Annotated in this window: 37 protein-coding genes; all 37 read left to right on the plus strand. The window is 49.7% G+C overall.

The genetic code is table 11. From position 1 onward, the window contains the following. Positions 1-17 precede the first annotated feature (17 nt). The 37 genes from rpoC (at position 18) to rplQ (ending at position 24022) form a co-directional block, all read left to right on the plus strand. Complete coding sequence (rpoC, locus tag NYR52_RS01170; protein ID WP_132223226.1) at positions 18-3632, plus strand: DNA-directed RNA polymerase subunit beta'; 3615 nt, start codon at positions 18-20, stop codon at positions 3630-3632. A gap of 81 nt (positions 3633-3713) precedes the next feature. Next, positions 3714-3962 (plus strand): 50S ribosomal protein L7ae-like protein, encoded by a 249-nt coding sequence (locus NYR52_RS01175; protein WP_022738856.1) that lies wholly within the window; start codon positions 3714-3716, stop codon positions 3960-3962. Between the two features lie 161 nt (positions 3963-4123). After that, on the plus strand, positions 4124-4537 hold the full coding sequence (gene rpsL, locus NYR52_RS01180) for a 30S ribosomal protein S12 (RefSeq protein ID WP_022738858.1): 414 nt from the start codon (positions 4124-4126) through the stop codon (positions 4535-4537). A 45-nt stretch (positions 4538-4582) separates the two neighbouring features. Beyond that, positions 4583-5053 (plus strand): 30S ribosomal protein S7, encoded by a 471-nt coding sequence (gene rpsG / locus NYR52_RS01185; RefSeq protein ID WP_022738859.1) that lies wholly within the window; start codon positions 4583-4585, stop codon positions 5051-5053. Positions 5054-5089: 36 nt separating this feature from the next. Next, the gene (gene fusA, locus NYR52_RS01190; protein WP_132223229.1) at positions 5090-7165 is read left to right on the plus strand and encodes an elongation factor G; all 2076 of its coding nucleotides are present in this window, start codon (positions 5090-5092) and stop codon (positions 7163-7165) included. 116 nt (positions 7166-7281) lie between these two features. Further along, a complete protein-coding gene (gene tuf / locus NYR52_RS01195; protein ID WP_132223232.1) occupies positions 7282-8469 on the plus strand; it encodes an elongation factor Tu in 1188 nt (395 codons plus the stop codon). Between the two features lie 451 nt (positions 8470-8920). Further along, a complete protein-coding gene (rpsJ, locus tag NYR52_RS01200) occupies positions 8921-9229 on the plus strand; it encodes a 30S ribosomal protein S10 (protein WP_029072148.1) in 309 nt (102 codons plus the stop codon). Between the two features lie 32 nt (positions 9230-9261). Next, on the plus strand, positions 9262-9888 hold the full coding sequence (gene rplC / locus NYR52_RS01205; protein WP_022738863.1) for a 50S ribosomal protein L3: 627 nt from the start codon (positions 9262-9264) through the stop codon (positions 9886-9888). A gap of 29 nt (positions 9889-9917) precedes the next feature. Continuing rightward, entirely contained in the window at positions 9918-10544 is a 627-nt protein-coding gene (gene rplD, locus NYR52_RS01210; RefSeq protein ID WP_259436147.1) for a 50S ribosomal protein L4, read from the plus strand. Beyond that, positions 10541-10828, plus strand: coding sequence for a 50S ribosomal protein L23 (gene rplW / locus NYR52_RS01215; RefSeq protein WP_132223235.1), 288 nt, complete (start codon positions 10541-10543; stop codon positions 10826-10828). Before rplD ends, rplW begins: the two co-directional genes overlap by 4 nt. 30 nt (positions 10829-10858) lie before the next feature. Continuing rightward, complete coding sequence (gene rplB / locus NYR52_RS01220; RefSeq protein WP_022738866.1) at positions 10859-11689, plus strand: 50S ribosomal protein L2; 831 nt, start codon at positions 10859-10861, stop codon at positions 11687-11689. 42 nt (positions 11690-11731) lie between these two features. Next, positions 11732-12013, plus strand: coding sequence for a 30S ribosomal protein S19 (gene rpsS / locus NYR52_RS01225; RefSeq protein ID WP_022738868.1), 282 nt, complete (start codon positions 11732-11734; stop codon positions 12011-12013). Positions 12014-12043: 30 nt separating this feature from the next. Further along, positions 12044-12376, plus strand: a complete 333-nt coding sequence (gene rplV / locus NYR52_RS01230) for a 50S ribosomal protein L22 (protein ID WP_022738869.1) — start codon at positions 12044-12046, stop codon at positions 12374-12376. 29 nt (positions 12377-12405) lie between these two features. Beyond that, positions 12406-13065 carry a 30S ribosomal protein S3 gene (gene rpsC, locus NYR52_RS01235; RefSeq protein WP_022738870.1) on the plus strand — a complete coding sequence of 220 codons (660 nt, stop codon included), beginning with the start codon at positions 12406-12408 and terminating at the stop codon, positions 13063-13065. A gap of 3 nt (positions 13066-13068) precedes the next feature. Next, positions 13069-13494 (plus strand): 50S ribosomal protein L16, encoded by a 426-nt coding sequence (rplP, locus tag NYR52_RS01240; protein WP_022738871.1) that lies wholly within the window; start codon positions 13069-13071, stop codon positions 13492-13494. Beyond that, positions 13491-13703: a 50S ribosomal protein L29 gene (gene rpmC, locus NYR52_RS01245; RefSeq protein ID WP_022738873.1), complete on the plus strand. Its 213-nt coding sequence runs from the start codon at positions 13491-13493 to the stop codon at positions 13701-13703. Before rplP ends, rpmC begins: the two co-directional genes overlap by 4 nt. Then, complete coding sequence (rpsQ, locus tag NYR52_RS01250; protein ID WP_022738874.1) at positions 13700-13966, plus strand: 30S ribosomal protein S17; 267 nt, start codon at positions 13700-13702, stop codon at positions 13964-13966. Before rpmC ends, rpsQ begins: the two co-directional genes overlap by 4 nt. Positions 13967-14006: 40 nt before the next feature. Then, positions 14007-14375 (plus strand): 50S ribosomal protein L14, encoded by a 369-nt coding sequence (rplN, locus tag NYR52_RS01255; RefSeq protein WP_022738875.1) that lies wholly within the window; start codon positions 14007-14009, stop codon positions 14373-14375. Positions 14376-14429: 54 nt separating this feature from the next. Next, a complete protein-coding gene (rplX, locus tag NYR52_RS01260; RefSeq protein ID WP_022738877.1) occupies positions 14430-14783 on the plus strand; it encodes a 50S ribosomal protein L24 in 354 nt (117 codons plus the stop codon). 25 nt (positions 14784-14808) lie between these two features. Next, positions 14809-15351, plus strand: a complete 543-nt coding sequence (gene rplE, locus NYR52_RS01265) for a 50S ribosomal protein L5 (protein WP_022738878.1) — start codon at positions 14809-14811, stop codon at positions 15349-15351. Between the two features lie 41 nt (positions 15352-15392). After that, complete coding sequence (locus tag NYR52_RS01270) at positions 15393-15578, plus strand: type Z 30S ribosomal protein S14 (protein ID WP_022738879.1); 186 nt, start codon at positions 15393-15395, stop codon at positions 15576-15578. A gap of 24 nt (positions 15579-15602) precedes the next feature. Then, positions 15603-16001 (plus strand): 30S ribosomal protein S8, encoded by a 399-nt coding sequence (gene rpsH, locus NYR52_RS01275; protein ID WP_022738880.1) that lies wholly within the window; start codon positions 15603-15605, stop codon positions 15999-16001. Positions 16002-16028: 27 nt separating this feature from the next. Then, positions 16029-16565 (plus strand): 50S ribosomal protein L6, encoded by a 537-nt coding sequence (rplF, locus tag NYR52_RS01280; protein WP_022738882.1) that lies wholly within the window; start codon positions 16029-16031, stop codon positions 16563-16565. Positions 16566-16600: 35 nt separating this feature from the next. Next, entirely contained in the window at positions 16601-16969 is a 369-nt protein-coding gene (gene rplR, locus NYR52_RS01285) for a 50S ribosomal protein L18 (RefSeq protein ID WP_022738883.1), read from the plus strand. A gap of 47 nt (positions 16970-17016) precedes the next feature. After that, positions 17017-17484 (plus strand): 30S ribosomal protein S5, encoded by a 468-nt coding sequence (gene rpsE / locus NYR52_RS01290; RefSeq protein WP_029072149.1) that lies wholly within the window; start codon positions 17017-17019, stop codon positions 17482-17484. A gap of 6 nt (positions 17485-17490) precedes the next feature. Further along, positions 17491-17685, plus strand: coding sequence for a 50S ribosomal protein L30 (gene rpmD, locus NYR52_RS01295; RefSeq protein ID WP_102991335.1), 195 nt, complete (start codon positions 17491-17493; stop codon positions 17683-17685). Positions 17686-17718: 33 nt separating this feature from the next. Further along, positions 17719-18159 carry a 50S ribosomal protein L15 gene (gene rplO, locus NYR52_RS01300; protein WP_054095565.1) on the plus strand — a complete coding sequence of 147 codons (441 nt, stop codon included), beginning with the start codon at positions 17719-17721 and terminating at the stop codon, positions 18157-18159. After that, positions 18159-19457 carry a preprotein translocase subunit SecY gene (secY, locus tag NYR52_RS01305; protein ID WP_022738888.1) on the plus strand — a complete coding sequence of 433 codons (1299 nt, stop codon included), beginning with the start codon at positions 18159-18161 and terminating at the stop codon, positions 19455-19457. The genes rplO and secY overlap by 1 nt, the downstream gene beginning before the upstream one ends. Before the next feature lie 113 nt (positions 19458-19570). After that, the gene (locus tag NYR52_RS01310) at positions 19571-20224 is read left to right on the plus strand and encodes an adenylate kinase (RefSeq protein WP_132223238.1); all 654 of its coding nucleotides are present in this window, start codon (positions 19571-19573) and stop codon (positions 20222-20224) included. Further along, a complete protein-coding gene (map, locus tag NYR52_RS01315) occupies positions 20221-20967 on the plus strand; it encodes a type I methionyl aminopeptidase (protein WP_132223241.1) in 747 nt (248 codons plus the stop codon). The genes NYR52_RS01310 and map overlap by 4 nt, the downstream gene beginning before the upstream one ends. Before the next feature lie 13 nt (positions 20968-20980). Next, positions 20981-21286, plus strand: a complete 306-nt coding sequence (locus NYR52_RS01320) for a KOW domain-containing RNA-binding protein (RefSeq protein WP_054095567.1) — start codon at positions 20981-20983, stop codon at positions 21284-21286. A 4-nt stretch (positions 21287-21290) separates the two neighbouring features. Further along, positions 21291-21509: a translation initiation factor IF-1 gene (infA, locus tag NYR52_RS01325; protein ID WP_022738893.1), complete on the plus strand. Its 219-nt coding sequence runs from the start codon at positions 21291-21293 to the stop codon at positions 21507-21509. A gap of 69 nt (positions 21510-21578) precedes the next feature. After that, positions 21579-21692 (plus strand): 50S ribosomal protein L36, encoded by a 114-nt coding sequence (gene rpmJ, locus NYR52_RS01330; protein WP_022738894.1) that lies wholly within the window; start codon positions 21579-21581, stop codon positions 21690-21692. A gap of 19 nt (positions 21693-21711) precedes the next feature. Beyond that, on the plus strand, positions 21712-22080 hold the full coding sequence (gene rpsM, locus NYR52_RS01335) for a 30S ribosomal protein S13 (protein ID WP_022738895.1): 369 nt from the start codon (positions 21712-21714) through the stop codon (positions 22078-22080). Between the two features lie 21 nt (positions 22081-22101). Next, positions 22102-22500: a 30S ribosomal protein S11 gene (gene rpsK, locus NYR52_RS01340; RefSeq protein WP_029072151.1), complete on the plus strand. Its 399-nt coding sequence runs from the start codon at positions 22102-22104 to the stop codon at positions 22498-22500. A gap of 159 nt (positions 22501-22659) precedes the next feature. After that, a complete protein-coding gene (locus NYR52_RS01345) occupies positions 22660-23604 on the plus strand; it encodes a DNA-directed RNA polymerase subunit alpha (protein ID WP_022738897.1) in 945 nt (314 codons plus the stop codon). A 25-nt stretch (positions 23605-23629) separates the two neighbouring features. Beyond that, complete coding sequence (gene rplQ, locus NYR52_RS01350; RefSeq protein ID WP_022738898.1) at positions 23630-24022, plus strand: 50S ribosomal protein L17; 393 nt, start codon at positions 23630-23632, stop codon at positions 24020-24022. The last annotated feature ends 2 nt before the right edge of the window (positions 24023-24024 follow it).

Genomic DNA, 24024 nt, shown 5'->3' on the forward strand with positions numbered 1-24024 from the left:
GAGGGAGGAATCGCCCAATGTTGGATGTAAACAACTTTGAGTATATGAAAATCGGCCTCGCCTCTCCTGAAAAAATCCGCTCTTGGTCTCGCGGTGAGGTTAAAAAGCCGGAAACAATCAATTATCGCACGCTCAAACCGGAAAAAGAAGGTTTGTTCTGTGAGAAGATCTTTGGACCGACCAAAGATTGGGAGTGTCACTGCGGTAAATACAAACGCGTTCGTTACAAAGGGGTAGTCTGTGACCGATGCGGCGTGGAAGTGACCCGTGCCAAAGTGCGTCGTGAACGGATGGGCCATATTGAGTTGGCTGCACCGGTATCCCATATCTGGTATTTCAAAGGGATTCCGAGCCGAATGGGTCTTGTATTGGACATGTCTCCCCGCTCATTGGAGGAAGTTATTTATTTCGCCTCCTATGTGGTTGTGGACCCGGGTCCGACCCCGTTGGAGAAGAAACAGCTCCTGTCTGAAAAAGAATTCCGCGCTTATCGTGAAAAATACGGTACCGCCTTTACGGCGATGATGGGTGCGGAAGCGATTAAGCGTCTGTTGCAAGAGATCGACCTCGACAAAGAGGTAGAAAGCCTGAAAGAAGAGTTGCAGACGGCGCAAGGGCAACGGCGCAACCGCGCAATCAAGCGCTTGGAAGTGTTGGAAGCCTTCCGTGCTTCCGGCAATTCTCCGGATTGGATGATTCTTGATGTGTTGCCGGTTATTCCGCCGGAGTTGCGGCCGATGGTGCAATTGGATGGTGGCCGTTTTGCCACATCCGACTTGAACGATCTTTACCGCCGTGTGATCAACCGTAACAACCGGTTAAAACGCCTGCTCGACTTGGGTGCACCGGATATCATCGTGCAAAACGAAAAACGGATGTTGCAAGAAGCGGTTGACGCGCTGATCGATAACGGTCGTCGCGGTCGTCCGGTTACCGGGCCGGGGAATCGCCCACTCAAGTCTCTCTCCCACATGCTGAAAGGGAAGCAGGGCCGTTTCCGGCAAAACCTGCTTGGGAAACGTGTTGACTACTCTGGCCGTTCCGTTATCGTTGTCGGCCCGTATCTGAAAATGTACCAATGCGGTTTGCCAAAAGAAATGGCGCTGGAACTGTTTAAGCCGTTTGTGATGAAAGAGTTGGTGGCGAAAGGGCTCGCGCACAACATTAAGAGCGCCAAACGCAAAGTGGAGCGCGTTCACCCCGAAGTGTGGGATGTGTTGGAAGAAGTGATCAAGGAGCATCCTGTGCTCCTCAACCGGGCGCCCACGCTTCACCGTTTGGGAATTCAAGCATTTGAGCCGATTCTCGTAGAAGGGCGCGCCATTCGTCTCCATCCGCTCGTATGTACGGCGTATAACGCTGACTTCGACGGAGACCAAATGGCTGTGCACGTACCACTATCTGCAGAGGCGCAAGCGGAAGCTCGCCTGTTGATGCTGGCGGCACAAAACATCTTGAACCCGAAAGACGGTAAGCCGGTTGTAACCCCGTCTCAGGATATGGTATTGGGTTGCTACTACTTGACCATCGAGAAGGCTGGCGAAAAAGGGGAAGGCTCGATCTTTTATTCGATCTCCGAAGCCATCAACGCTTACCAGCATGGTTACGTCAGCCTGCATTCCCGCATTGCCATTCCAGCGCGCAATGTGAAGAAAACCTCTTTCACTGAAGCGCAGAAAAATAGCTTGTTGGTGACGACTCCGGGTAAGCTGATCTTCAACGAGATCTTCCCCGAAGAGTTCCCATACATCTGCGAACCGGGCAAAAAGAACTTTGTAAGCACTCCGGATAAATACTTCATCTTTGAAAAAGGCGTGAATGTCCGCGAATTTATCAGTAAGATGGATGATCCGGGCGCCCTGACCAAAAAGGATTTGGGTGCGGTGATCGCAGAGTGCTTCCGCCGTTTCGGTACGACCACTACGTCGGAAATCCTCGACCGGGTGAAAGAACTTGGCTATAAGTTCTCTACCAAAGCGGGGATCACGATGTCAGTCTCTGACGTAAATGTGCCGGAGGAAAAGAAAGCGATCTTGGCGCAAGCGGAAGAGGATGTCGCCAAAGTGATGAAGCAATACCGCCGTGGTTTGATTACCGAAGACGAACGGTACGAGCGCGTCATCTCCATCTGGAGCCGCTCGAAGGATCAGATCACGAAAGTGCTCATGGAAAACATGGGTAAATATAACCCGATTTACATGATGGCGCATTCTGGTGCGCGGGGTAACGTGTCCCAGATCACCCAGTTGGCAGGGATGCGGGGTCTGATGGCCAACCCATCCGGACGGATTATCGAGCAACCGATCCGTACCAACTTCCGTGAAGGGTTGACCGTATTGGAGTACTTCATCTCCACCCACGGTGCGCGAAAAGGTTTGGCGGATACCGCGCTGAGAACGGCTGACTCGGGTTACTTGACCCGCCGTCTGGTAGACGTGGCGCAAGATGTGATCGTACGTGAAGAAGATTGCGGCACCGACCGGGGAATGACTGTAAGTGCGATCGCTGATGGAAACGAAGTGATTGAAAACTTATATGATCGTCTTGTAGGACGGTTTGCTTTCCAAACGGTTCGCCATCCGGAAACAGGTGAAGTTATTGTCGGCATCAATGAGATGATCGACGAAGAGATCGCTAACAAAATCGTCGAAGCAGGTCTGAAAGAAGTTACGATTCGCTCGGTTCTTACCTGTCGCACCAAACACGGTGTTTGCAAAAAATGCTACGGCCGCAACTTGGCCTTGGGCACACCGGTGGAAATCGGCGAAGCTGTCGGCATTATCGCCGCACAGTCGATTGGTGAGCCTGGTACCCAGCTGACGATGCGTACCTTCCACACCGGTGGGGTTGCGGGTGACGACATCACCCAAGGTTTGCCGCGGATTCAGGAGCTGTTTGAAGCGCGCAATCCGAAGGGGCAAGCGGTGATCAGCGAGATTGCCGGGGAAGTTGTCGACATTCGTGAAACCAAAGACCGTCGTGAAATCGAGATCAAAGGAGACGTGGAGTCCAAAATTCATCCCGTCCCATATGGTTCCCGCCTGCGTGTTTCAGTCGGAGATTATGTCAACGCTGGTGACGAGTTGACAGAGGGTTCTGTTGACCCGAAAGAGCTTCTGCGCATTAAAGGAGTGGCTGGCGTGCAACGCTACATCCTCCAAGAAGTGCAGAAGGTTTACCGCCTGCAAGGGGTGGAAATTAACGACAAGCACGTAGAAGTGATGATTCGGCAGATGATGCGCAAGGTACGGATTACCGATGCGGGTACGACCGATTTGTTGCCGGGCGCAGTCGTCGACATTCACGAATATGAAGCGGCTAACCGCAAAGTGCTGTTGAACGGCGGAGATGCGGCTGTTGCCCGCCCTGTCCTGTTGGGGATCACCAAGGCTTCGTTGGAAACAGAGTCTTACCTGTCAGCGGCATCGTTCCAAGAAACCACACGGGTCTTGACCGATGCGGCGATCAAGGGCAAATTGGATGGGCTCTTGGGTCTGAAGGAGAACGTCATCATCGGGAAGCTGATTCCCGCTGGAACCGGTATTTCCCGCTATCGCAACCAAACGTATGAGATTGTTGGTGAAAAAACTGAATCGGACCAAGCCGGCAAAGAGACGATGCTTGTTAAGTAGAGTTAATTGTTGACTTTGCCCAGGCGAGATGTTAATATATCTTCGTGTGCTTGGGAATTATTCACTTTGGAGGGCGATTCAATGTCTTATGAAAAAGTGATACAAGCAGAATCGTTAACGATCGGCACCAAGCAAACGAAGAAGGCCATTGAGCAAGGCCGAGCGCTCGAAGTACTTGTTGCAGATGATGCGGATCCGCAAATCATTTACCCGATCCTGAAGCTTTGCAAGGATCGCGGCATTCATGTCATCCACGTTGAATCAATGAAGCAACTTGGCAAAGCTTGCGGCATTGAAGTGGGCGCTGCGACGGCAGCGGTTTTAAAATGATTGTGAGCGACAGAAAATTATCGTTGATCGCGTCCCACGATGGTGGGCGTGATCAACTTTCATAAAAAGTCTCGTCGTTCCGATTTTTTTCGGCCACAGATGAAACACCTGGTTCTGTGGTCTTGAAGAGATATAACCAAACTCAGAAGGGGGTGCCAGTCATGCCAACAATGAACCAGCTCGTGCGCAAAGGTCGCAAAGCTAAAATCAAGAAGTCCAAATCTCCGGCGTTGCAGTACACCTACAACACCATGAAGAAAGAGGTTGTGCCACAAAGCGCTCCGCAAAAACGCGGTGTTTGCACTCGTGTGGGCACCATGACTCCTAAAAAACCTAACTCCGCTTTGCGTAAATATGCGCGTGTTCGTTTGACCAACGGCACGGAGGTTACCGCATACATCCCGGGTATCGGCCACAACCTGCAAGAGCACAGTGTTGTGTTGATCCGTGGTGGTCGTGTAAAAGACTTGCCAGGGGTTCGTTACCACATCGTTCGTGGTGCGCTTGACACCGCAGGGGTAGCTAACCGTAACCAAGCACGTTCCAAATACGGAGCGAAACGTCCTAAGAAATAATGCAACTGATTCAGCATAGAACAACGAGGAAAAGGAGGGAGAAGCATGCCACGTAAAGGCCCAGTAGCTCGTCGGGATGCACTGCCAGATCCGATTTACAACAGCAAGCTGGTGACCCGTCTCATCAACCGCTTGATGTATGACGGTAAGAAAGGCACTGCACAACGCATTTTGTACAATGCATTCGATATCATTCGCGAACGTTCCGGTAACGATCCGATGGAAGTGTTTGAACAAGCACTGAAAAACGTAATGCCTGTACTGGAGGTTAAAGCTCGCCGTGTGGGTGGTGCCAACTACCAAGTACCAGTAGAGGTGAAACCAGAACGTCGCACCAGCCTTGGTCTCCGTTGGTTGGTAAGCTACGCTCGTCTGCGCGGTGAAAAAACCATGGAAGAGCGTTTGGCTAACGAGATCATGGATGCAGCGAACAATACCGGTGCAGCCGTGAAGAAGAAAGAAGATACGCACCGTATGGCAGAAGCCAACCGTGCATTTGCTCACTATCGCTGGTAAACAACATTCTTTCCAATATGAAGGGAGAAATTTCCGATGGCACGCGAATTCTCCTTGCAAAATACACGTAACATTGGGATCATGGCTCACATCGACGCTGGTAAAACGACTACCACTGAGCGTATCCTGTTCTACACCGGTCGCGTACACAAAATTGGTGAGACGCATGAAGGTGCGGCCACCATGGACTGGATGGAGCAAGAGCAAGAGCGCGGAATCACCATTACATCCGCAGCGACCACCGCTCAGTGGAAAGGTCATCGTGTCAACATCATCGACACTCCAGGCCACGTTGATTTTACCGTTGAGGTAGAGCGTTCCCTCCGTGTATTAGACGGGGCAGTAGGTGTTTTTTGTGCAAAAGGTGGCGTAGAGCCACAATCTGAAACGGTTTGGCGTCAAGCTGACCGTTATGGCGTACCGCGTATTGCGTATGTCAACAAAATGGATATTCTCGGTGCCGATTTCTACGGTGCGGTAGAGCAAATGCGTGAGCGTCTTGGCGCAAATGCTGTACCGATCCAAATTCCAATCGGCTCTGAAGAAACTTTCGAAGGTGTAATTGACCTTATCACCATGAAAGCGATCATTTACACCGACGATTTGGGTACCACTTCGGAAGCTCGCGAGATTCCAGCAGAATACGCGGACAAAGCGGAAGAATACCGCAACAATCTGGTAGAAGCTGTGGCTGAGCTGGATGAAGAGCTGATGATGAAATACCTCGAAGGTGAAGAACTCACCGAAGAGGAAATTGTCTCCACACTTCGCAAAGGTACCTGTGAAGTGAAAATCACTCCGGTTCTCTGCGGTTCTTCTTACAAGAACAAAGGGGTGCAACCACTCCTCGACGCAGTAGTCGCGTACCTGCCTTCTCCGCTGGATGTACCGGCGATCCAAGGCACCTTGCCGGACGGTACGGAAGTTGTGCGTCAATCGAGCGACGAAGAGCCGTTTGCCGCTCTGGCGTTCAAAGTAATGACGGACCCGTACGTAGGGAAGTTGACCTTCTTCCGCGTTTACTCGGGTACGCTTGAATCCGGCTCCTATGTGATGAACACCACCAAAGGGAAGCGTGAGCGGATCGGTCGGATCCTGCAAATGCACGCGAACCACCGTGAAGAGATCTCCAAAGTTTACGCCGGTGACATCGCCGCTGCAGTAGGCTTGAAAGATACCACCACGGGTGAAACCCTCAGTGACGAAAAGAATCCGATCATTCTTGAGTCCATGGAGTTCCCAGAGCCGGTAATCAAGATCGCTATTGAGCCAAAATCGAAAGCGGACCAAGACAAAATGGGTCTGGCTCTCACCAAATTGGCTGAAGAGGACCCGACTTTCAAAACTTGGACCGATGAAGAGACTGGCCAAACGATCATCGCTGGTATGGGTGAGTTGCACCTGGAGATCATTGTTGACCGCTTGAAACGCGAGTTTAAAGTGGAAGCCAACGTTGGTGCACCACAGGTTGCTTACAAAGAAACTTTCCGCTCTGCTGCGAAGGTGGAAGGGAAATTTGTTCGTCAGTCTGGTGGTCGTGGTCAATACGGTCACGTATGGATCGAGTTCGAACCATTGGAAGAAGGCGCTGGCTTCGAATTTGTCAACAAAATCGTCGGTGGTGTGGTTCCGAAAGAATACATCCCAGCGGTTCAAGCAGGTATCGAAGAAGCCATGCAAAACGGTGTCTTGGCTGGATTCCCGTTGGTTGACGTTCGCGCGACCATTGTGGACGGTTCTTACCACGATGTGGACTCCTCCGAGATGGCGTTCAAAATTGCTGGTTCGATGGCCCTCAAAGCTGCCAAATCTAAGTGTAACCCAGTTCTCCTGGAGCCGATGATGAAAGTGGAAGTCACGGTACCAGAAGACTACATGGGTGACGTGATGGGTGACATCAACTCCCGTCGCGGTCGTGTAGAGGGCATGGAAGCACGCGGTGGCGCTCAAGTGATTCGTGCGATGGTGCCTTTGGCGGAAATGTTTGGTTATGTAAGTAACTTGCGTTCCCGCACCCAAGGCCGCGGTGTGTTCTCCATGGTGTTTGACCACTATGAAGAAGTACCGCGCAACATCGCTGACGAGATCGTGAAGAAGCGTTCCGGCGAGTAATTCCATTTGTTCTAAGGGTTGAGAAACTGGTGAAGCGGGAACTTTCCGCTTCCCGGATTTTCAAATATCTATTACAATAATACTTAGTTTCATGAGTAAAGGGAGGATACCTAGTCATGGCAAAAGCCAAGTTTGAGCGTACAAAACCTCACGTAAACATTGGTACCATCGGTCACGTTGACCATGGTAAAACCACTCTGACCGCTGCTATTACCACGGTATTGGCACAAAAAGGTGGCGCAGAAGCGACCGCTTATGACCAAATCGACAAAGCTCCAGAAGAAAGAGAGCGCGGTATCACCATCTCCACCGCACACGTGGAGTATGAAACCGACAAACGTCACTATGCTCACGTTGACTGCCCAGGTCACGCTGACTACGTGAAAAACATGATCACCGGTGCTGCGCAAATGGACGGCGCGATCCTGGTAGTATCCGCTGCTGACGGCCCAATGCCGCAAACTCGTGAACACATCTTGCTCTCCCGTCAGGTAGGCGTTCCATACATCGTTGTGTTCTTGAACAAATGCGACATGGTTGACGACGAAGAGTTGCTGGAACTGGTAGAAATGGAAGTACGCGAACTTCTGTCCGAGTACGAATTCCCAGGCGACGACATCCCAGTAGTTGCTGGTTCCGCTCTGAAAGCTCTGGAAGATCCAACTGGTGAATGGGCTCAAAAAATCATCGAACTGATGAACGCTGTAGACGAGTACATCCCAGAACCAGAGCGCGACACCGACAAAAGCTTCCTGATGCCGGTAGAGGACGTATTCACCATTACTGGTCGTGGTACGGTTGCTACCGGTCGTGTAGAACGCGGTGTAGTTAAAGTGGGTGACGAAGTTGAGATCGTAGGTCTTGGCGAAACCCGCAAAACCGTATGTACTGGTGTTGAGATGTTCCGCAAACTGCTCGAATCCGCTCAAGCTGGTGACAACATCGGTGCCCTGCTGCGTGGTATTGAGCGTAAAGACATCCAACGTGGTCAAGTACTGTCCAAACCAGGCAGCGTAAAACCACACACCAAATTTAAAGCTCAAGTTTACGTATTGTCCAAAGAAGAGGGCGGACGTCACACCCCATTCTTCTCCAACTACCGTCCGCAATTCTACTTCCGTACGACTGACGTAACCGGCATCATCAAACTGCCAGAAGGCGTTGAAATGTGCATGCCTGGCGACAACATCGAAATGGAAGTAGAACTGATCGCTCCGATCGCGATCGAAGACGGTACCCGCTTCGCTATCCGTGAAGGTGGACGTACCGTAGGTGCTGGCGCAGTTACCGCTATCATCGAGTAATTTCGCCTAAACCAGATAAAAGCTGTTAACCCTATGGGGTTAGCAGCTTTTTCATTTGTATCTCTCATCGCGTGTAGGATGGGGGAGCACAGGGATGTAGGTCTCTGTTGTCATATATGACTTTTTTTTCAGCTGTCATGGTTATGGATGTCTATGTAGTGGAGACTTAAGGTATGACTTGCAAGCGGGGCGTCAATCTAGTAAAATATTGTAAGTTCGTCGTGTTCATGAGAGGATTTCAAGTGGCGGCAAGTACTTCCTTATGTGTCGTTTCGGCAAAATCAAAGAAAAAAGCTTGCATAAGCCTCTGTTTTTCATTATAATCTTGAATGTTGTCATGAACGCGATGATGCGAAAGGTTGCCGACACACCCGGCCCCTTTGCCATGGCCGGGCGGGAAATTTTCGCGGAGAAGTTCATTTAATAAAATGGGCGAGAAGGAGGGTTACCAATGGCAAAACAAAAGATTCGCATTCGTTTAAAGGCTTACGATCACCGTGTGCTGGATCAATCCGCGGTGAAAATCGTTGATACCGCTAAGCGCACCGGAGCCAGCGTATCTGGTCCGATTCCGTTGCCGACCGAAAAAACGGTTTACACGATTTTGCGTGCGGTTCACAAATATAAAGACTCTCGTGAGCAATTCGAAATGCGCACTCATAAACGCCTCATCGACATCGTGAATCCAACGCAACAAACCGTTGACGCGCTGATGCGACTGGATTTGCCGTCCGGTGTTGATATTGAAATCAAATTGTAATCCTGACTTTAGAGTGGTAGGAGGTGTACAAAGTGAAAGGGATTCTCGGTAAAAAGATCGGGATGACGCAAATCTTCAACGAAGATGGCGTGGTTATTCCCGTTACCGTTGTTGAAGCGGGTCCATGCGTAGTGTTGCAAAAGAAAGATATCGCCAATGATGGTTACGAAGCAATTCAGCTCGGTTTTGAAGAGAAGAAAGAGCATCGTGCGAACAAACCGGAATTGGGTCATGCCAAAAAAGCAAACGCGGCGGCGCAAAAATTCATCAAAGAATTCCGCGGTGTAAACTTGGCTGACTATGAATTGGGCGCAGTAGTTAAAGCCGACATCTTCTCTGAGGGAGAGCTGGTGGATGTAACCGGTACTTCCAAAGGGAAAGGCTTTGCTGGTGCGATCAAACGCCACAACCAATCCCGCGGGCCAATGAGCCACGGTTCCCGTTATCATCGTGGTCCTGGTTCCTTGGGTGCGATTGCCCCGGCACGTGTATTTAAAGGCCAAACCCTGCCAGGACGCATGGGCGGAGAGCGCGTAACGACGCAAAACCTGCAAATCGTACGCGTTGACGCAGAGAAAAACTTGCTCCTGATCAAAGGTGCAGTACCAGGGCCAAAAAATAGCTATCTTGTAATCAAATCTGCTGTCAAAGGCAGCTAATTGATCGATCAAAGAAAGGAGGAGCATCCATGCCAAAGGTAACAGTCTTAGACATGAGCGGTAAACAAGTGGGAGAGATCGAACTGGCAGACGCCATTTTCGGCATCACCCCAAATGAAGCCGTATTGCATGATGCCGTTGTGATGCAACAAGCATCGCTTCGTCGTGGCACCCATGCTGTGAAAAACCGTGCAGCTGTTCGCGGCGGTGGTAGAAAACCATGGAGACAAAAAGGTACCGGACGCGCGCGTCAAGGTAGCATTCGTTCTCCGCAATGGGTAGGCGGTGGTGTGGTATTTGGTCCAACTCCACGCACCTATGTATACAAATTGCCTAAAAAGGTTCGTCGCTTGGCGATCAAATCGGCTCTCGCTTCCAAAGTGATCGACAGCCAATTGGTTGTACTGGATGAACTGAAACTGGAGCAACCAAAAACCCGTGACATGGTTCAAGTGCTCAAAAACCTGGGAGTAGAAAGAAAAGCGTTGGTTGTTACTGACAACCTGGAAGACAACGCAGTGCTCGCAGCACGCAACATCCCAGGAGTGAAACTCATCACTGCTGATGGCGTCAATGTACTGGACGTCCTCTATCACGACAAATTGATTCTCACTCGTGGAGCTGTGAATCGCGTTGAGGAGGTGCTTGGCCAGTGAAAGACCCACGCGATATTATCCGTCGCCCGGTCATCACCGAAGCTTCCACCGGCATGATGGAGCAAGGAAAATACGTATTTGAAGTAGATCCTCGTTCCAACAAAGTGGAAGTGAAAAAAGCGATTGAGCAAATTTTCGGTGTGAAAGTTGACCAAGTGAACACCATGCGTGTTCCAGGCAAAATGAAACGCTACGGTCGTTACACCGGACGTACTGCCGAAAGAAAGAAAGCGATCGTGACATTGGCTGCCGACAGCAAACCGATCGAAATCTTTGAAGTGTAATTATCCTAAACAAAAAGGAGGGAAAAAGGCATGGCTGTAAAACATTTTAGACCAACGACTCCATCTCGTCGTCATATGACCGTTTCTTCTTTCGAAGAAATCACCACCGACAAACCGGAGAAATCCTTGCTTGTTACGCTGGTGCGCAAAGCCGGTCGCAACAACCAAGGTCGGTTGACTGTTCGTCATCAAGGCGGTGGTCATAAACGCAAATACCGTATTATTGACTTCAAGCGCAACAAAGACGGCATCCCAGGTAAGGTCGCTACAATCGAGTACGATCCAAACCGTTCTGCCAACATCGCGCTGATTCATTATGCGGATGGTGAAAAACGTTACATTCTCGCTCCGCATGGCTTGAAAGTCGGCACCACCATCATGTCCGGTCCGGAAGCTGACATCCGTGTGGGTAACGCACTGCCACTGAAAAACATTCCTGTAGGTACCGTTATCCACAACATTGAGATGAAACCAGGCCGCGGTGGACAATTGGTGCGTGCAGCAGGTGCTTCTGCACAACTTCTGGGTAAAGAGGGCAAATACGCAATCATCCGCCTGACCTCTGGTGAAACCCGCATGATTAACCTGGAGTGCCGCGCGACCATAGGTCAAGTAGGTAACCTGGATCATGAGCTTATCACCATTGGTAAAGCAGGACGTTCTCGTTGGTTAGGCAAGCGCCCGACCGTTCGCGGTTCTGTTATGAACCCGGTAGACCATCCACACGGTGGTGGTGAAGGTCGCGCGCCAATCGGACGCAAGTCTCCGATGACCCCATGGGGCAAACCAACGCTTGGTTACAAAACCCGCAAGAAAAACAAAGCATCTGACAAATATATTATCCGTCGTCGCAAGAAGTAATCTAGGCTGGGAGAAAGCCTCACTCGAAGGGAGGTTAATTACATGGGCCGCAGCTTGAAAAAAGGACCATTTGTAGATGCGCACCTGATTAAAAAGGTTGAAGAACTGAATGAAAAAGGTGAAAAGCGAGTGATCAAAACCTGGTCTCGCCGTTCCACCATTTTCCCTGACTTCATCGGTCACACTTTCGCAGTACATGATGGTCGCAAACATGTTCCTGTATTCGTGACTGAAGACATGGTAGGTCACAAGTTGGGTGAGTTCGTTCCAACCCGCACCTACAAAGGTCACGCCGCTGATGACAAGAAAACGAAAAGACGGTAGAGGTCTTGTTGAAGAGAGGGGGGTTACAACATGGAAGCTAAAGCTGTTGCACGTTATGTGCGCATCGCTCCACGCAAAGCGCGCCTGGTAATGGACTTGATCCGCGGTAAGTCCGTGGAAGAAGCCATCGCGATTTTAAAATTCACTCCTCGCGCAGCATCTCCGATTATCGAGAAAGTACTCGCTTCTGCTGTGGCAAATGCTGAGCACAACTTTAACATGGACACCAGCCGTCTGGTTGTAGCGAAAGCGTTTGTTGACGAAGGTCCAACACTGAAGCGTTACATGCCTCGTGCTATGGGACGTGCGAGCCGCATTAACAAACGCACCAGCCACATCACCGTGGTTGTGAGCGAAAAGTAATCAACTATTGAACAAGGAGGGATGAAGCTGTGGGTCAAAAGGTAAATCCAGTTGGTCTGCGTGTCGGGGTGATTCGCGACTGGGAATCCAAATGGTACGCTGACAAAGACTATGCTGATTTATTACACGAAGACATTAAGATCCGTGAATTCGTGAAAAACAAGCTGAAAGACGCAGCGGTTTCCACTGTTGAGATTGAGCGCGCAGCCAACCGCGTAAACATCAGCATCCACACCGCGAAGCCAGGGATGGTTATCGGTAAAGGTGGTTCGGAAGTTGAAGCATTGCGCCAACAGCTTGCGAAACTGACCAACAAGAAAGTTCACATCAACATTAACGAAATCAAAAATCCAGAGCTTGATGCATATCTGGTTGCAGAAAGCATCGCGCAACAATTGGAGCGTCGCGTTTCTTTCCGCCGTGCGATGAAACAAGCGATTCAACGTTCCTTGCGTGCTGGAGCAAAAGGGATCCGCACGATGGTAAGCGGACGTTTGGGTGGAGCGGACATCGCCCGTAGCGAAGGTTATAGCGAAGGAACGGTACCACTTCACACCCTGCGCGCTGACATCGACTATGGTTTTGCGGAAGCGCACACCACTTATGGTCGGATTGGTGTGAAAGTATGGGTATACCGTGGTGAGGTTTTGCCAACCAAAAATAAAGGAGCAGCGGAAGGAGGCGAGTAATCTATGTTGATGCCTAAACGTGTGAAATACCGCCGTCCGCATCGTCCGAGCCTGAAAGGGAAGGCAAAAGGCGGTACGGAAGTCGCATTCGGCGAGTACGGATTGCAAGCACTTGAGCCAGCTTGGATTACGAACCGTCAAATCGAAGCTGCCCGTATCGCCATGACCCGTTACATCAAACGGGGTGGTAAAGTATGGATCAAGATCTTCCCGGATCAACCGATCACCCAAAAGCCGCTTGAGGTTCGGATGGGTAGCGGTAAAGGTTCTCCTGAAAAATGGGTAGCGGTCGTAAAACCAGGTCGTATCATGTTTGAGTTGGCCGGAGTACCGGAAGAAACAGCTCGTGAAGCAATGCGTCTGGCGGCAATGAAGTTGCCGGTGAAAACGAAGTTCGTAAAACGTGAAGAAGCGGGTGGTAACGAATGAAAGCAAAAGAATTAGTAGAGTTGACCACCGCCGAGATTGAGCAAAAGCTCGCACAGTACAAGGAAGAACTGTTCAACCTCCGCTTCCAGTCGGCCACTGGGCAATTGGAAAACCCTGCTCGGATTGGCCAAGTTCGCAAGGCGATTGCCCGTGCTAAAACCGTTCTGCGGGAGCGCGAACTGGGAATCGAAAGGAGGAAACAGGGATGAACGAGCGTACAACTCGCCGTAAAGTACGTGTCGGCAAAGTGGTCAGCGATAAAATGGATAAAACGATTGTTGTCGCTGTTGAGACCTATAAGAAACATCCACTGTACGGTAAGCGTGTGAAATACACGAAAAAATTCAAAGCTCATGACGAGCACAACCAAGCGAAAATCGGCGATGTAGTAAAAATCATGGAAACTCGTCCGCTTTCCAAAGATAAGCGTTTTCGTTTGGTAGAAGTCGTTGAAGAAGCAGTGATCATCTAACTTGAGACACGCGTGAATGACGCGGGAAGGAGGGAAAACCATGATCCAACCTCAAACACGTCTTCGTGTCGCTGACAACTCTGGTGCGAAAGAAGTTATGTGCATCCGTGTATTGGGTGGCTCCAAAAAGTCCACTGCTGGTATCGGTGACATCATCGTGGCTTCTGTAAAACAAGCTACACCCGGTGGCGTTGTCAAGAAGGGTGATGTAGTGAAGTGCGTGGTGGTACGTACGGTTCGTCCGTCTCGCCGTCCAGATGGTTCCTACATCCGTTTTGATGAAAACGCGGCGGTTGTTATCAAAGAAGATAAAAGCCCACGTGGAACTCGTATCTTTGGACCTGTTGCCCGTGAGCTGCGTGATCGCGATTTCATGAAAATCGTATCTTTGGCACCGGAAGTACTGTAATATAAAGTTCTTTTTGGCTGGTACCACTTCAGTATGCAAGGAGGTGCTTAAGACATGCACATCAAAAAAGGCGATATGGTTATCGTAATGCGCGGCAAGGAAGCGCCGTACTTTGAAAACGGCAAAAAGGTTTACACCCGCGGTCGCGTGATCAAAGTTCTCCCGAAAGAGAACCGCGTGGTAGTCGAAGGTGTGAACATGGTGAAGAAGCATTCCCGCCCGACTCAAGCCAATCCTCAAGGTGGCATCATCGAAAAGGAAGCGCCAATCCATGTTTCCAATTTGATGATCGAGGATCCAAAAACGAAAGAACCGACTCGTATTGGTTACAAATTCGTTGAAGGCAAGAACGGTGAGAAGAAAAAAGTTCGCGTAGCCAAAAAGTCTGGCGAAATTCTTGACAAGTAATGTTTAAGGAAGGGAGGTACACAAAGTGGCAGCACGTCTGAAAGAGATGTACCTGAACGAGGTTGCTCCCAACCTCATGAAAAAGTTCAACTACAAATCTACTATGCAAGTGCCAAAAGTTGAGAAAGTGGTCATCAACATGGGTGTGGGTGAAGCTGTAGCCAACGCGAAAGTGTTGGATGGAGCGGTAGAAGACCTGACGTTGATCGCTGGTCAAAAGCCAATCATCACCCGTGCGAAAAAATCGATCGCTGGCTTCAAGCTTCGTGAAGGCATGCCGATCGGTGTGAAAGTAACTCTTCGTGGTGAGCGGATGTATCACTTCTTGGACAAATTGATGAACATCGCTCTGCCACGCGTACGCGACTTCCGCGGGGTTTCCCCAAAAGCGTTTGACGGCCGTGGGAACTACACCCTTGGTCTGAAAGAACAGCTGATCTTCCCGGAAATCGCATACGATAAAGTGGATAAAGTTCGCGGTATGGACGTTGTGATCGTGACAACGGCCAATACCGATGAAGAAGCTCGTGAACTGCTTACCCAAATGGGTATGCCATTCCGCAAGTAGTCACGAACGGGATTAAAAATACGATTAAAGGAGGGAATCACTTGGCCAAGAAGTCGATGATCGTAAAGGCTAAGCGTGAGCCGAAATTTGCAGTGCGCGCTTACACCCGTTGCGAACGTTGTGGTCGTCCACATTCCGTATTGCGCAAGTTTAAGCTGTGTCGTATCTGCTTCCGTGAGTTGGCCTACAAAGGGCAGATTCCCGGCGTTAAAAAAGCAAGCTGGTAATGATGATAGGAAGGAGGGTTTCGCATGGTGATGACTGACCCGATTGCAGATATGCTGACTAGAATTCGTAACGCCAACATGGTTCGCCATGAGAGCGTTGAGTTCCCTGCGTCTCGTATAAAACGGGAGATTGCTGAAATCCTGAAACGTGAAGGATTTATTCGCGATGCTGAATATATCGAAGATAACAAGCAAGGTATTATCCGCATCTTCCTGAAGTACGGTCAGAACAACGAAAAAGTAATTACCGGGCTGAAACGGATCAGCAAACCCGGTTTGCGTGTTTATGTAAAATCTAATGAAATTCCACGTGTATTGCGTGGTTTGGGTATTGCCATTTTGTCTACGAACAAAGGCATCTTGACTGACAAAGAAGCTCGCCAAAACAAAGTGGGCGGAGAAGTACTCGCTTATATCTGGTAATTTGGCTAACGGATGGAGGTGAACGGAATGTCCCGTATCGGAAAAAAACCAGTTGTTATTCCAGCTGGCGTTGAAGTGAAAGTCGAGGGCGGCAAGGTAACGGTGAAAGGTCCGAAAGGTACACTGACCCGCGACTTCCATTCCGATATCGCCATCAAGTTGGAGAACAACGAATTGATCGTGGAACGTCCAAGCGATCATCGCACACACCGTGCACTCCATGGAACCACCCGCAGCTTGATTGCAAACATGGTTGAAGGTGTATCCAATGGATTCTCCAAAACACTTGAGTTGGTAGGTGTCGGATACCGGGCTTCCAAGAAAGGAAGCAATCTGGTGTTGAACGTAGGTTACTCCCACCCAGTGGAAGTGACACCGCTCGAAGGGATTGAGTTGGATGTACCATCTCAAACCCAGATCGTAGTTAAAGGGATTGACAAGCAAAAAGTCGGCGAAATGGCCGCTAACATCCGCAAGATTCGTGAGCCTGAGCCATACAAAGGCAAAGGGATTAAATACAGCGATGAAGTTATTCGCCGTAAAGAAGGTAAAACTGGTAAGTAATCGAATCGCCTAACTAGAAGGGAGTGAGCTAGACCGTGATTCGCAAGGAAGATCGCAATAAGAAACGGAAAAAACGCCATCTGCGTGTACGCAAACGGTTGTTTGGTACGGCTGAGCGTCCACGTCTGAACGTGTTCCGCTCTTCCAACAACATTTATGCACAATTGATTGATGACACCGTGGGTCACACGATCGCTTCTGCGTCCACCCTGGATAAGGAGTTCCAAGCTAAAGGTGTGAATGGTGGAACGGTTGAAGCGGCACGTATTGTTGGTGAGATGATTGCAAAACGCGCGATTGATAAAGGACACAAAGTAGTTGTGTTCGATCGTGGCGGTTATCTCTATCATGGTCGGGTTAAAGCTTTGGCTGAAGGAGCACGGGAAGGGGGTCTAGACTTTTGAGCAAGCAAGAGAAACCACGCAAAAGAGATGCTGCGCAATCCGAGTATATCGAAAAGCTGGTTAACATTAACCGCGTAGCGAAGGTTGTTAAAGGTGGTCGTCGTTTCAGCTTCAGCGCGCTGGTTGTTGTTGGCGACGGCAAAGGCAAAGTCGGTGCGGGCATCGGCAAAGCGGCTGAGGTACCAGAAGCGATTCGCAAAGGTATCGAAGATGCCAAAAAGAACATGATTACTGTTCCTTTGAAAGGCAACACTATCCCGCATGATGTGGTTGGTCGTTTCGGCGCTGGCCAAGTTATCATGAAACCGGCTTCCAAAGGTACCGGGGTTATTGCGGGCGGACCTGTTCGTGACGTGTTGAACGCGGCAGGTGTGGGCGACATCCTCACCAAATCGACCGGTTCCAACAACCCGATCAACATGGTTCGCGCAACTTTGGCGGGATTGGAAAGCTTGAAGCGTCCTGAGGACGTAGCAAAACTGCGCGGCAAAAGCGTAGAGGAATTGTTGGGTTAAGGAGGGATGACCGTGGCTAAGAAGCTGGCAGTTACGCTGAAGCGTAGTATGATTGGCCGTCCGGAAGTGCAACGCGTCACCCTGCGCACACTCGGTCTGACGAAACGTGAGCAAACCGTTGTCCATGCTGACAATCCGGCGATTCGTGGCATGATTAAAAAAGTGAACCATCTGGTGGAAGTGAAAGAAATCGCTGAATAAGCGATATGATCTGTTGAAGAGGAGGTGCGAAGGATGAAACTGCACGAGCTGAAACCTGCCCAAGGATCTCGTCACAAGAAAAAACGTCTTGGTCGCGGTATTTCTGCAGGCCAAGGTAAGACGGCTGGTAAAGGTCATAAAGGTCAAAATGCCCGCTCCGGTGGTGGTGTGCGTCCTGGCTTTGAAGGTGGTCAAAACCCGATTTACCGCCGTTTGCCGAAACGCGGCTTTACCAACCCAAATCGTGTGGAGTATGCGATTGTCAACCTTGACACCTTGAACCGGTTTGAAGAGGGAACTGTTGTTACTCCGGAACTCTTGGTTCAAGAAGGCGTTGTGAAAAACTTGAAAGATGGTTTAAAAATCCTGGGCAATGGCGAATTGAGCAAGAAACTTACCGTGAAAGCTCATAAATTCTCTGCCTCTGCGATTGAAAAAATCAACGCCGTTGGTGGAGCGACGGAGGTAATCTAATGATTCGGAACCTGGGAAACATCTTTAAGGTGGAAGATCTTCGTCGTCGCATCTTTTTTACCCTGATGATGTTAGTGGTTTTTCGGATCGGAAGCTTCATTCCGGTTCCGAACACTAACGCCAATATCCTTCAGCAAATGATGAATGAGACCCAAGGGGTCTTCAATCTCATCAATGCTTTTTCGGGGAATGCCTTACAAAACTTCTCCATCTTTGCGATGGGCATTATGCCTTACATTACCGCATCGATCGTTGTCCAATTGCTCTCGATGGATGTGATTCCGGCGTTTTCGCGCTGGGCGAAAGAAGGGGAAGTGGGGCGCCGCAAGCTTGCCCAGTTTACCCGTTATTTTACGGTGGTGCTGGCCCTTATCCAGTCGATCGGGGTATCGATCGGGTTTAACAGAGCCGCTGCCGGGTTCATTGTGGATGAAAGCGTGTGGTCGTATTCCTTAATTGCCTTGTCCTTGACAGCGGGTACCTGTTTCTTGATGTGGATGGGTGAGCAAATCACCGACAAAGGGATTGGAAATGGTATTTCCATTTTGATCTTTGCGGGGATCGTCGCTGGTCTGCCGGGTCAAGTGGGCTATTTGGCCGAAGATTTCTTTAAGGACAAAGACCAATTGTTCCTGGGCATTCTGAAGATGGTTGGCGTTTTGCTTGTTGCAATCATCCTGATTGTGGCGGTTATCTACATTCACCAAGGCGTAAGAAAGATCCCGGTACAATACACTAAACGTGTGGTTGGACGTAAAATGTATGGTGGTCAATCGACCCACATTCCGATGAAAACCAATGCTGCTGGTGTAATTCCTGTGATCTTCGCCCTTTCGCTCTTGATGTTTCCGCAGACGATCGCACAGTTCTGGCAAGGCAATCCTGTTGCTGATTGGATTATTGTCAACTTTGACTACACCAAGTTTAGCCTCGGGATGGCACTGTACGTGATCCTGATCATCGGATTTACTTACTTCTATACGTTTGTGCAGCTCAACCCAATTCAATTGTCTGATCAGATGAAGAAAAATGGTGGATTTATTCCAGGTGTCCGCCCTGGCAAAGCCACAACCGCCTACCTGACCAAGGTGATGAACCGCTTGACCTTGACGGGTGCCCTGTTCTTGGCGGCCGTGTCCATTTTGCCGATCATCCTGATCATCTTGGCGGGCTTGCCGCAGCAGGTTCAGATAGGTGGAACATCCCTTCTGATCGTTGTCGGCGTCGCTCTTGAGACGTTGAAAACAATTGAAAGCCAATTGATCAAACGCCATTATAAAGGCTTTATGCATAAATAAGATGATCGAACACCCCCGGAGCCTTCTTCCGGGGACTATGCATGAGCAGGCCATTGTTGGCATCATCTGCACATGCGGACCGCCCGTAGGCAACCCAACCGGAGGGATGAGGCTTGAATATCGTACTGATGGGTTTGCCCGGAGCAGGAAAAGGCACGCAAGCGAGCCGAATACTTGAGGTGTTGGATATTCCTCACATCTCCACGGGAGATATGTTTCGGGCAGCCGTAAAAGAAGAAACGCCATTGGGCTTGGAAGCAAAGTCCTATATGGAGCAAGGTCAACTGGTTCCCGACCGTGTGACGATTGGTATCGTTCGTGAGCGGTTGGGCAAAGATGATTGTGCGAACGGTTTTTTGTTGGATGGTTTTCCCAGAACGGTTCCACAGGCTGAAGCACTTGATGAATTGACAAAAGAGCTTCATCGCGCTATCGATTTCGTATTATATATTGAAGTAAGCGAAGAAGAACTGCTGAAACGGCTCACAGGAAGACGCATCTGTCGCGATTGTGGTGCTTCGTACCATGTGGTGTTCGCACCACCAAAAGCAGAAGGCGTCTGCGACCGCTGTGGCGGCGAGTTGTATCAGCGCGCTGACGACAGTGCTGAGACCGTTCAAGAACGGCTTAAGGTAAATCTTGAGCAAACACGTCACTTACTTCATTACTACGAATCGACTGGCAAACTTCATCGCGTGAATGGGGAGCAGCCGATCGAAAACGTGACCGAACAAATCTTGTCACTGATTCGAGGTTCCGTGAAATGATTATTTTAAAATCGGCAAAAGAGTTAGACTGCATGAGAGAAGCGGGCAAGATCGTATATTTGACTCATCAGGAGTTGAAGAAGGCGATCCAACCGGGAGTGACAACGAAAGAGTTGGACCGGATCGCGGAGAAAGTGATTACCCGTTATGGTGCCACTCCTTCTTTTAAAGGGTATAATGGGTTTCCCGGAAGTATTTGCACTTCGGTTAATGAAGAGCTGGTTCACGGGATTCCAGGTAACCGCACGTTGAAAGAGGGGGATATTATCTCCATCGACATCGGCGCGTGTTATGAGGGGTACCATGGGGACTCGGCTTGGACTTACGCCGTAGGGAAAATTTCTCCAGATGCGGAAAAATTGCTTTCAGTTACCGAAGCGAGTCTTTACAAAGGCTTGGAACAGGCAAAGCCTGGTGCACGCATCGGTGATATCTCTCATGCCGTACAACGAGTCGCTGAAGAAGCGGGCTTTTCGATTGTGCGTGAGTATGTGGGTCATGGCATTGGCCAAAACCTGCATGAGGCGCCGAGCGTTCCTAATTATGGATTAGCTGGGAAAGGGCCTCGGTTGAAGCCGGGGATGACCTTGGCAGTGGAGCCGATGGTTAACTTCGGCAAACGCTTTGTGCGGACACTTGCGGACAATTGGACGGTTGTGACGACTGACGGTTCAATCTGCGCCCATTTTGAGCACACGATTGCGATCACGGATGAAGGCCATGAGATTTTGACGAAAGCGTAACAGGTGAAGGGTGATGAATGTGGCTGCTGTTGACTGCAGACCCCGCCAAGGACAGATCGTGCGTGTGTTGCGCGGGAGAGATGCAGGTCAATTCGCTGTAGTAATCAGTTTTGAGGAACCACATTTCGTTTTTCTGGCTGATGGGGATCAGCGTAAATTTGACCATCCCAAAAAGAAAAACGTAAAACACATCCAGCTTATCAACTATGTAAGCGAGGATGTGGCTGAAGCATTGAGACAACATGGTCGTGTAACCAATGCAAAGTTGCGATACGCCCTGAACCAATACCTGCTCCTGAGTGAGCAAAAAGGAGAGTGAATCGATGGCCAAGGAAGATGTGATCGAGGTTGAAGGGATCGTCCAAGAGCCCCTGCCAAACGCAATGTTCCGTGTGAAGTTGGAGAATGGTCATGAAGTGTTGGCGCATGTTTCTGGCAAAATCCGCATGCACTTTATTCGCATTTTGCCAGGAGACAAAGTGACCGTGCAACTTTCCCCTTATGACTTAACCCGTGGGCGGATCACTTACCGCTATAAGTAATTTCGCGTAGTGACTCGATAACCTTGGGGTGCCGAACCTAAAGTGGGACACAGACAGGAGGTTAACAAGATGAAAGTAAGACCATCTGTGAAGCCCATTTGCGAAAAGTGCAAAGTGATTCGTCGCAAAGGGGCTGTAATGGTAATCTGTGAAAATCCAAAACACAAGCAAAAACAAGGATAATAGACGGGAGGTGTAGCGTATGGCACGTATCGCAGGTATTGACTTGCCACGTGAGAAACGTGTAGAGATCGCCCTGACTTACATTTACGGTATTGGTCGTTCTCAAGCACAAAAAATCTTGGAAGCAACTGGGATCAGCGCAGATACTCGTGTTCGCGATTTGACGGAAGAAGAAGTGACCAAGCTGCGCAGCTTTATTGATAAAAACTTGGTGGTAGAAGGTGACCTTCGTCGTGAAGTGGCACTGAACATCAAGCGTCTGATCGAGATCGGTGCATATCGCGGCATCCGTCATCGTCGTGGTTTGCCGGTTCGTGGTCAACGTACCAAAACCAATGCTCGTACCCGTAAAGGTCCACGCCGTACGGTTGCGAACAAGAAAAAATAATTGCAGTAAGGAGGGAAAACAGTGGCTAAACGTAAAACGACTACTCAGCGCGTAAAACGTCGTGTGAGAAAGAACATTGAGACGGGCGTAGCTCATATCCGCTCTACTTTCAACAATACGATCATCACCATCACAGACCCACGCGGTAACACCGTTGCTTGGGCAAGCTCCGGTACCATGGGATTCAAAGGTTCCCGCAAGAGCACTCCGTTTGCGGCACAAATGGCAGCAGAAGCAGCAGCCAAAGTCGCAATGGAAAACGGGATGAAGTCTGTTGATGTACTGGTTAAAGGCCCCGGCTCCGGTCGTGAAGCGGCGATCCGCTCTCTGCAAGCAGCAGGCCTTGAAGTCAGCTTGATCAAAGACGTAACACCGATCCCTCACAACGGTTGCCGTCCGCCAAAACGTCGTCGTGTTTAATCTTACTTCTTTAAGCTGATCCGTGGTTTATTTTTGTAAATTATCGTGTATACTGGTTAGGACTGGATTTCCTTGTCTTTCCTATATACACCACACATTTCAGCTGCTAGGGAGATAACGCCCAGAACGCGACGTTCTGAAGGAGGGTTTGTGAGCCGTATGATTGAAATTGAAAAGCCGAAGATCGAAGCTGTTGAAATCAGTGATGATCATCGTTACGGAAAATTTGTGGTAGAACCCTTGGAACGCGGATACGGCACTACCCTGGGCAATTCTCTGCGCCGTGTCCTGCTCTCCTCTTTGCCAGGAGCGGCCGTTACAACCATCCAGATTGATGGGGTATTGCATGAGTTCTCCACGATTCCTGGAGTTGTAGAAGATACCACGGAGATCATTCTCAACATTAAACAACTTGCTCTCAAAATTCATTCGGATGAAGAGAAAATCCTGGAGATCGATCTCGAAGGCCCGGGAGAAGTCAAAGCGGGGGATATTCGCGCGGATAGTGATGTAGAGGTGTTGAATCCTGATCTGCACATCGCTACATTGGCTGAAGACGCCCACCTGCGCATTCGGATGACCGCGAATCGTGGCCGCGGATATGTATCCGCTGATAAGAATAAACGTGAAGATCTGCCAATCGGTGTGATTCCGGTCGACTCGATCTACACGCCGATTGAACGGGTTAACTATCAAGTGACCAATACGCGTGTTGGACAAGTTACCAACTACGATAAATTGATCTTGGAAGTCTGGGCGAACGGCAGCTTGAAACCGGATGAAGCGGTGAGCCTTGGCGCTAAGATCTTAAATGAGCACTTGATGTTATTCGTGGGTCTGACTGAACAGGCAAAAGATGCTGAAATCATGGTAGAAAAAGAAGAAGACAAAAAAGAGAAGGTCATGGAGATGACCATCGAGGAACTCGACCTCTCCGTGCGTTCTTACAATTGTCTCAAACGTGCCGGCATCAACACCGTTCAAGAGCTCACGCAAAAATCAGAAGAAGATATGATGAAAGTTCGCAACTTGGGACGCAAATCTCTGGAAGAAGTTCAAGAGAAGTTGCAAGAGCTCGGGTTGTCACTTCGCAAAGACGACTAACAACTGGTAGGGGGAGGGAAAGAAGATGGCATATTCCAAACTCGGCAGAAACACAGGAGCCCGTAAAGCGTTGCTCCGTGATTTGGTAACGGATCTGATTATCAACGAACGCATTGAAACCACCGAATCCAAAGCGAAAGAAGTGCGCTCCATCGTGGAGAAAATGATCACCCTCGGTAAACGCGGAGATCTGCACGCACGTCGCCAAGCGGCAGCGTTTGTTCGCACAACTCGCTCCAACACCGTAAAAGATGGGGAAGAAGTAACCCATAACAAAAACGTCGATGCAGTGAAAAAGCTGTTTGACGAAATCGCACCACGCTACAAAGAGCGCAACGGCGGCTACACCCGCATCCTGAAGCTCGGACCTCGCCGTGGTGACGGTGCACCAATGGTTTTCATCGAATTGGTGAAGTAAGC

Origin of the sequence: Laceyella sacchari, from assembly GCF_024927925.1 — a bacterium.
In the GTDB taxonomy this organism is placed as follows: domain Bacteria; phylum Bacillota; class Bacilli; order Thermoactinomycetales; family Thermoactinomycetaceae; genus Laceyella; species Laceyella sacchari.

Bases quoted from the DNA above. Each gene is read 5' to 3' on its own strand.
- rpsQ (WP_022738874.1), top strand. From the start codon at position 13,700: ATGAACGAGCGTACAACTCGCCGTAAAGTACGTGTCGGCAAAGTGGTC.
- rplV (WP_022738869.1), top strand. From the start codon at position 12,044: ATGGAAGCTAAAGCTGTTGCACGTTATGTGCGCATCGCTCCACGCAAA.
- NYR52_RS01175 (WP_022738856.1), top strand. From the start codon at position 3,714: ATGTCTTATGAAAAAGTGATACAAGCAGAATCGTTAACGATCGGCACC.
- rplQ (WP_022738898.1), top strand. From the start codon at position 23,630: ATGGCATATTCCAAACTCGGCAGAAACACAGGAGCCCGTAAAGCGTTG.
- secY (WP_022738888.1), top strand. From the start codon at position 18,159: ATGATTCGGAACCTGGGAAACATCTTTAAGGTGGAAGATCTTCGTCGT.
- rpsJ (WP_029072148.1), top strand. From the start codon at position 8,921: ATGGCAAAACAAAAGATTCGCATTCGTTTAAAGGCTTACGATCACCGT.
- infA (WP_022738893.1), top strand. From the start codon at position 21,291: ATGGCCAAGGAAGATGTGATCGAGGTTGAAGGGATCGTCCAAGAGCCC.
- NYR52_RS01320 (WP_054095567.1), top strand. From the start codon at position 20,981: ATGAATGTGGCTGCTGTTGACTGCAGACCCCGCCAAGGACAGATCGTG.
- rpsS (WP_022738868.1), top strand. From the start codon at position 11,732: ATGGGCCGCAGCTTGAAAAAAGGACCATTTGTAGATGCGCACCTGATT.
- rpsL (WP_022738858.1), top strand. From the start codon at position 4,124: ATGCCAACAATGAACCAGCTCGTGCGCAAAGGTCGCAAAGCTAAAATC.
- rpsG (WP_022738859.1), top strand. From the start codon at position 4,583: ATGCCACGTAAAGGCCCAGTAGCTCGTCGGGATGCACTGCCAGATCCG.
- rplB (WP_022738866.1), top strand. From the start codon at position 10,859: ATGGCTGTAAAACATTTTAGACCAACGACTCCATCTCGTCGTCATATG.
- rplO (WP_054095565.1), top strand. From the start codon at position 17,719: ATGAAACTGCACGAGCTGAAACCTGCCCAAGGATCTCGTCACAAGAAA.
- rplP (WP_022738871.1), top strand. From the start codon at position 13,069: ATGTTGATGCCTAAACGTGTGAAATACCGCCGTCCGCATCGTCCGAGC.
- rpsM (WP_022738895.1), top strand. From the start codon at position 21,712: ATGGCACGTATCGCAGGTATTGACTTGCCACGTGAGAAACGTGTAGAG.
- rpmJ (WP_022738894.1), top strand. From the start codon at position 21,579: ATGAAAGTAAGACCATCTGTGAAGCCCATTTGCGAAAAGTGCAAAGTG.
- map (WP_132223241.1), top strand. From the start codon at position 20,221: ATGATTATTTTAAAATCGGCAAAAGAGTTAGACTGCATGAGAGAAGCG.
- rpoC (WP_132223226.1), top strand. From the start codon at position 18: ATGTTGGATGTAAACAACTTTGAGTATATGAAAATCGGCCTCGCCTCT.
- rplD (WP_259436147.1), top strand. From the start codon at position 9,918: ATGCCAAAGGTAACAGTCTTAGACATGAGCGGTAAACAAGTGGGAGAG.
- NYR52_RS01345 (WP_022738897.1), top strand. From the start codon at position 22,660: ATGATTGAAATTGAAAAGCCGAAGATCGAAGCTGTTGAAATCAGTGAT.
- rpsH (WP_022738880.1), top strand. From the start codon at position 15,603: ATGGTGATGACTGACCCGATTGCAGATATGCTGACTAGAATTCGTAAC.
- rplX (WP_022738877.1), top strand. From the start codon at position 14,430: ATGCACATCAAAAAAGGCGATATGGTTATCGTAATGCGCGGCAAGGAA.
- fusA (WP_132223229.1), top strand. From the start codon at position 5,090: ATGGCACGCGAATTCTCCTTGCAAAATACACGTAACATTGGGATCATG.
- rpmC (WP_022738873.1), top strand. From the start codon at position 13,491: ATGAAAGCAAAAGAATTAGTAGAGTTGACCACCGCCGAGATTGAGCAA.
- rpmD (WP_102991335.1), top strand. From the start codon at position 17,491: ATGACCGTGGCTAAGAAGCTGGCAGTTACGCTGAAGCGTAGTATGATT.
- tuf (WP_132223232.1), top strand. From the start codon at position 7,282: ATGGCAAAAGCCAAGTTTGAGCGTACAAAACCTCACGTAAACATTGGT.
- rplN (WP_022738875.1), top strand. From the start codon at position 14,007: ATGATCCAACCTCAAACACGTCTTCGTGTCGCTGACAACTCTGGTGCG.
- rplF (WP_022738882.1), top strand. From the start codon at position 16,029: ATGTCCCGTATCGGAAAAAAACCAGTTGTTATTCCAGCTGGCGTTGAA.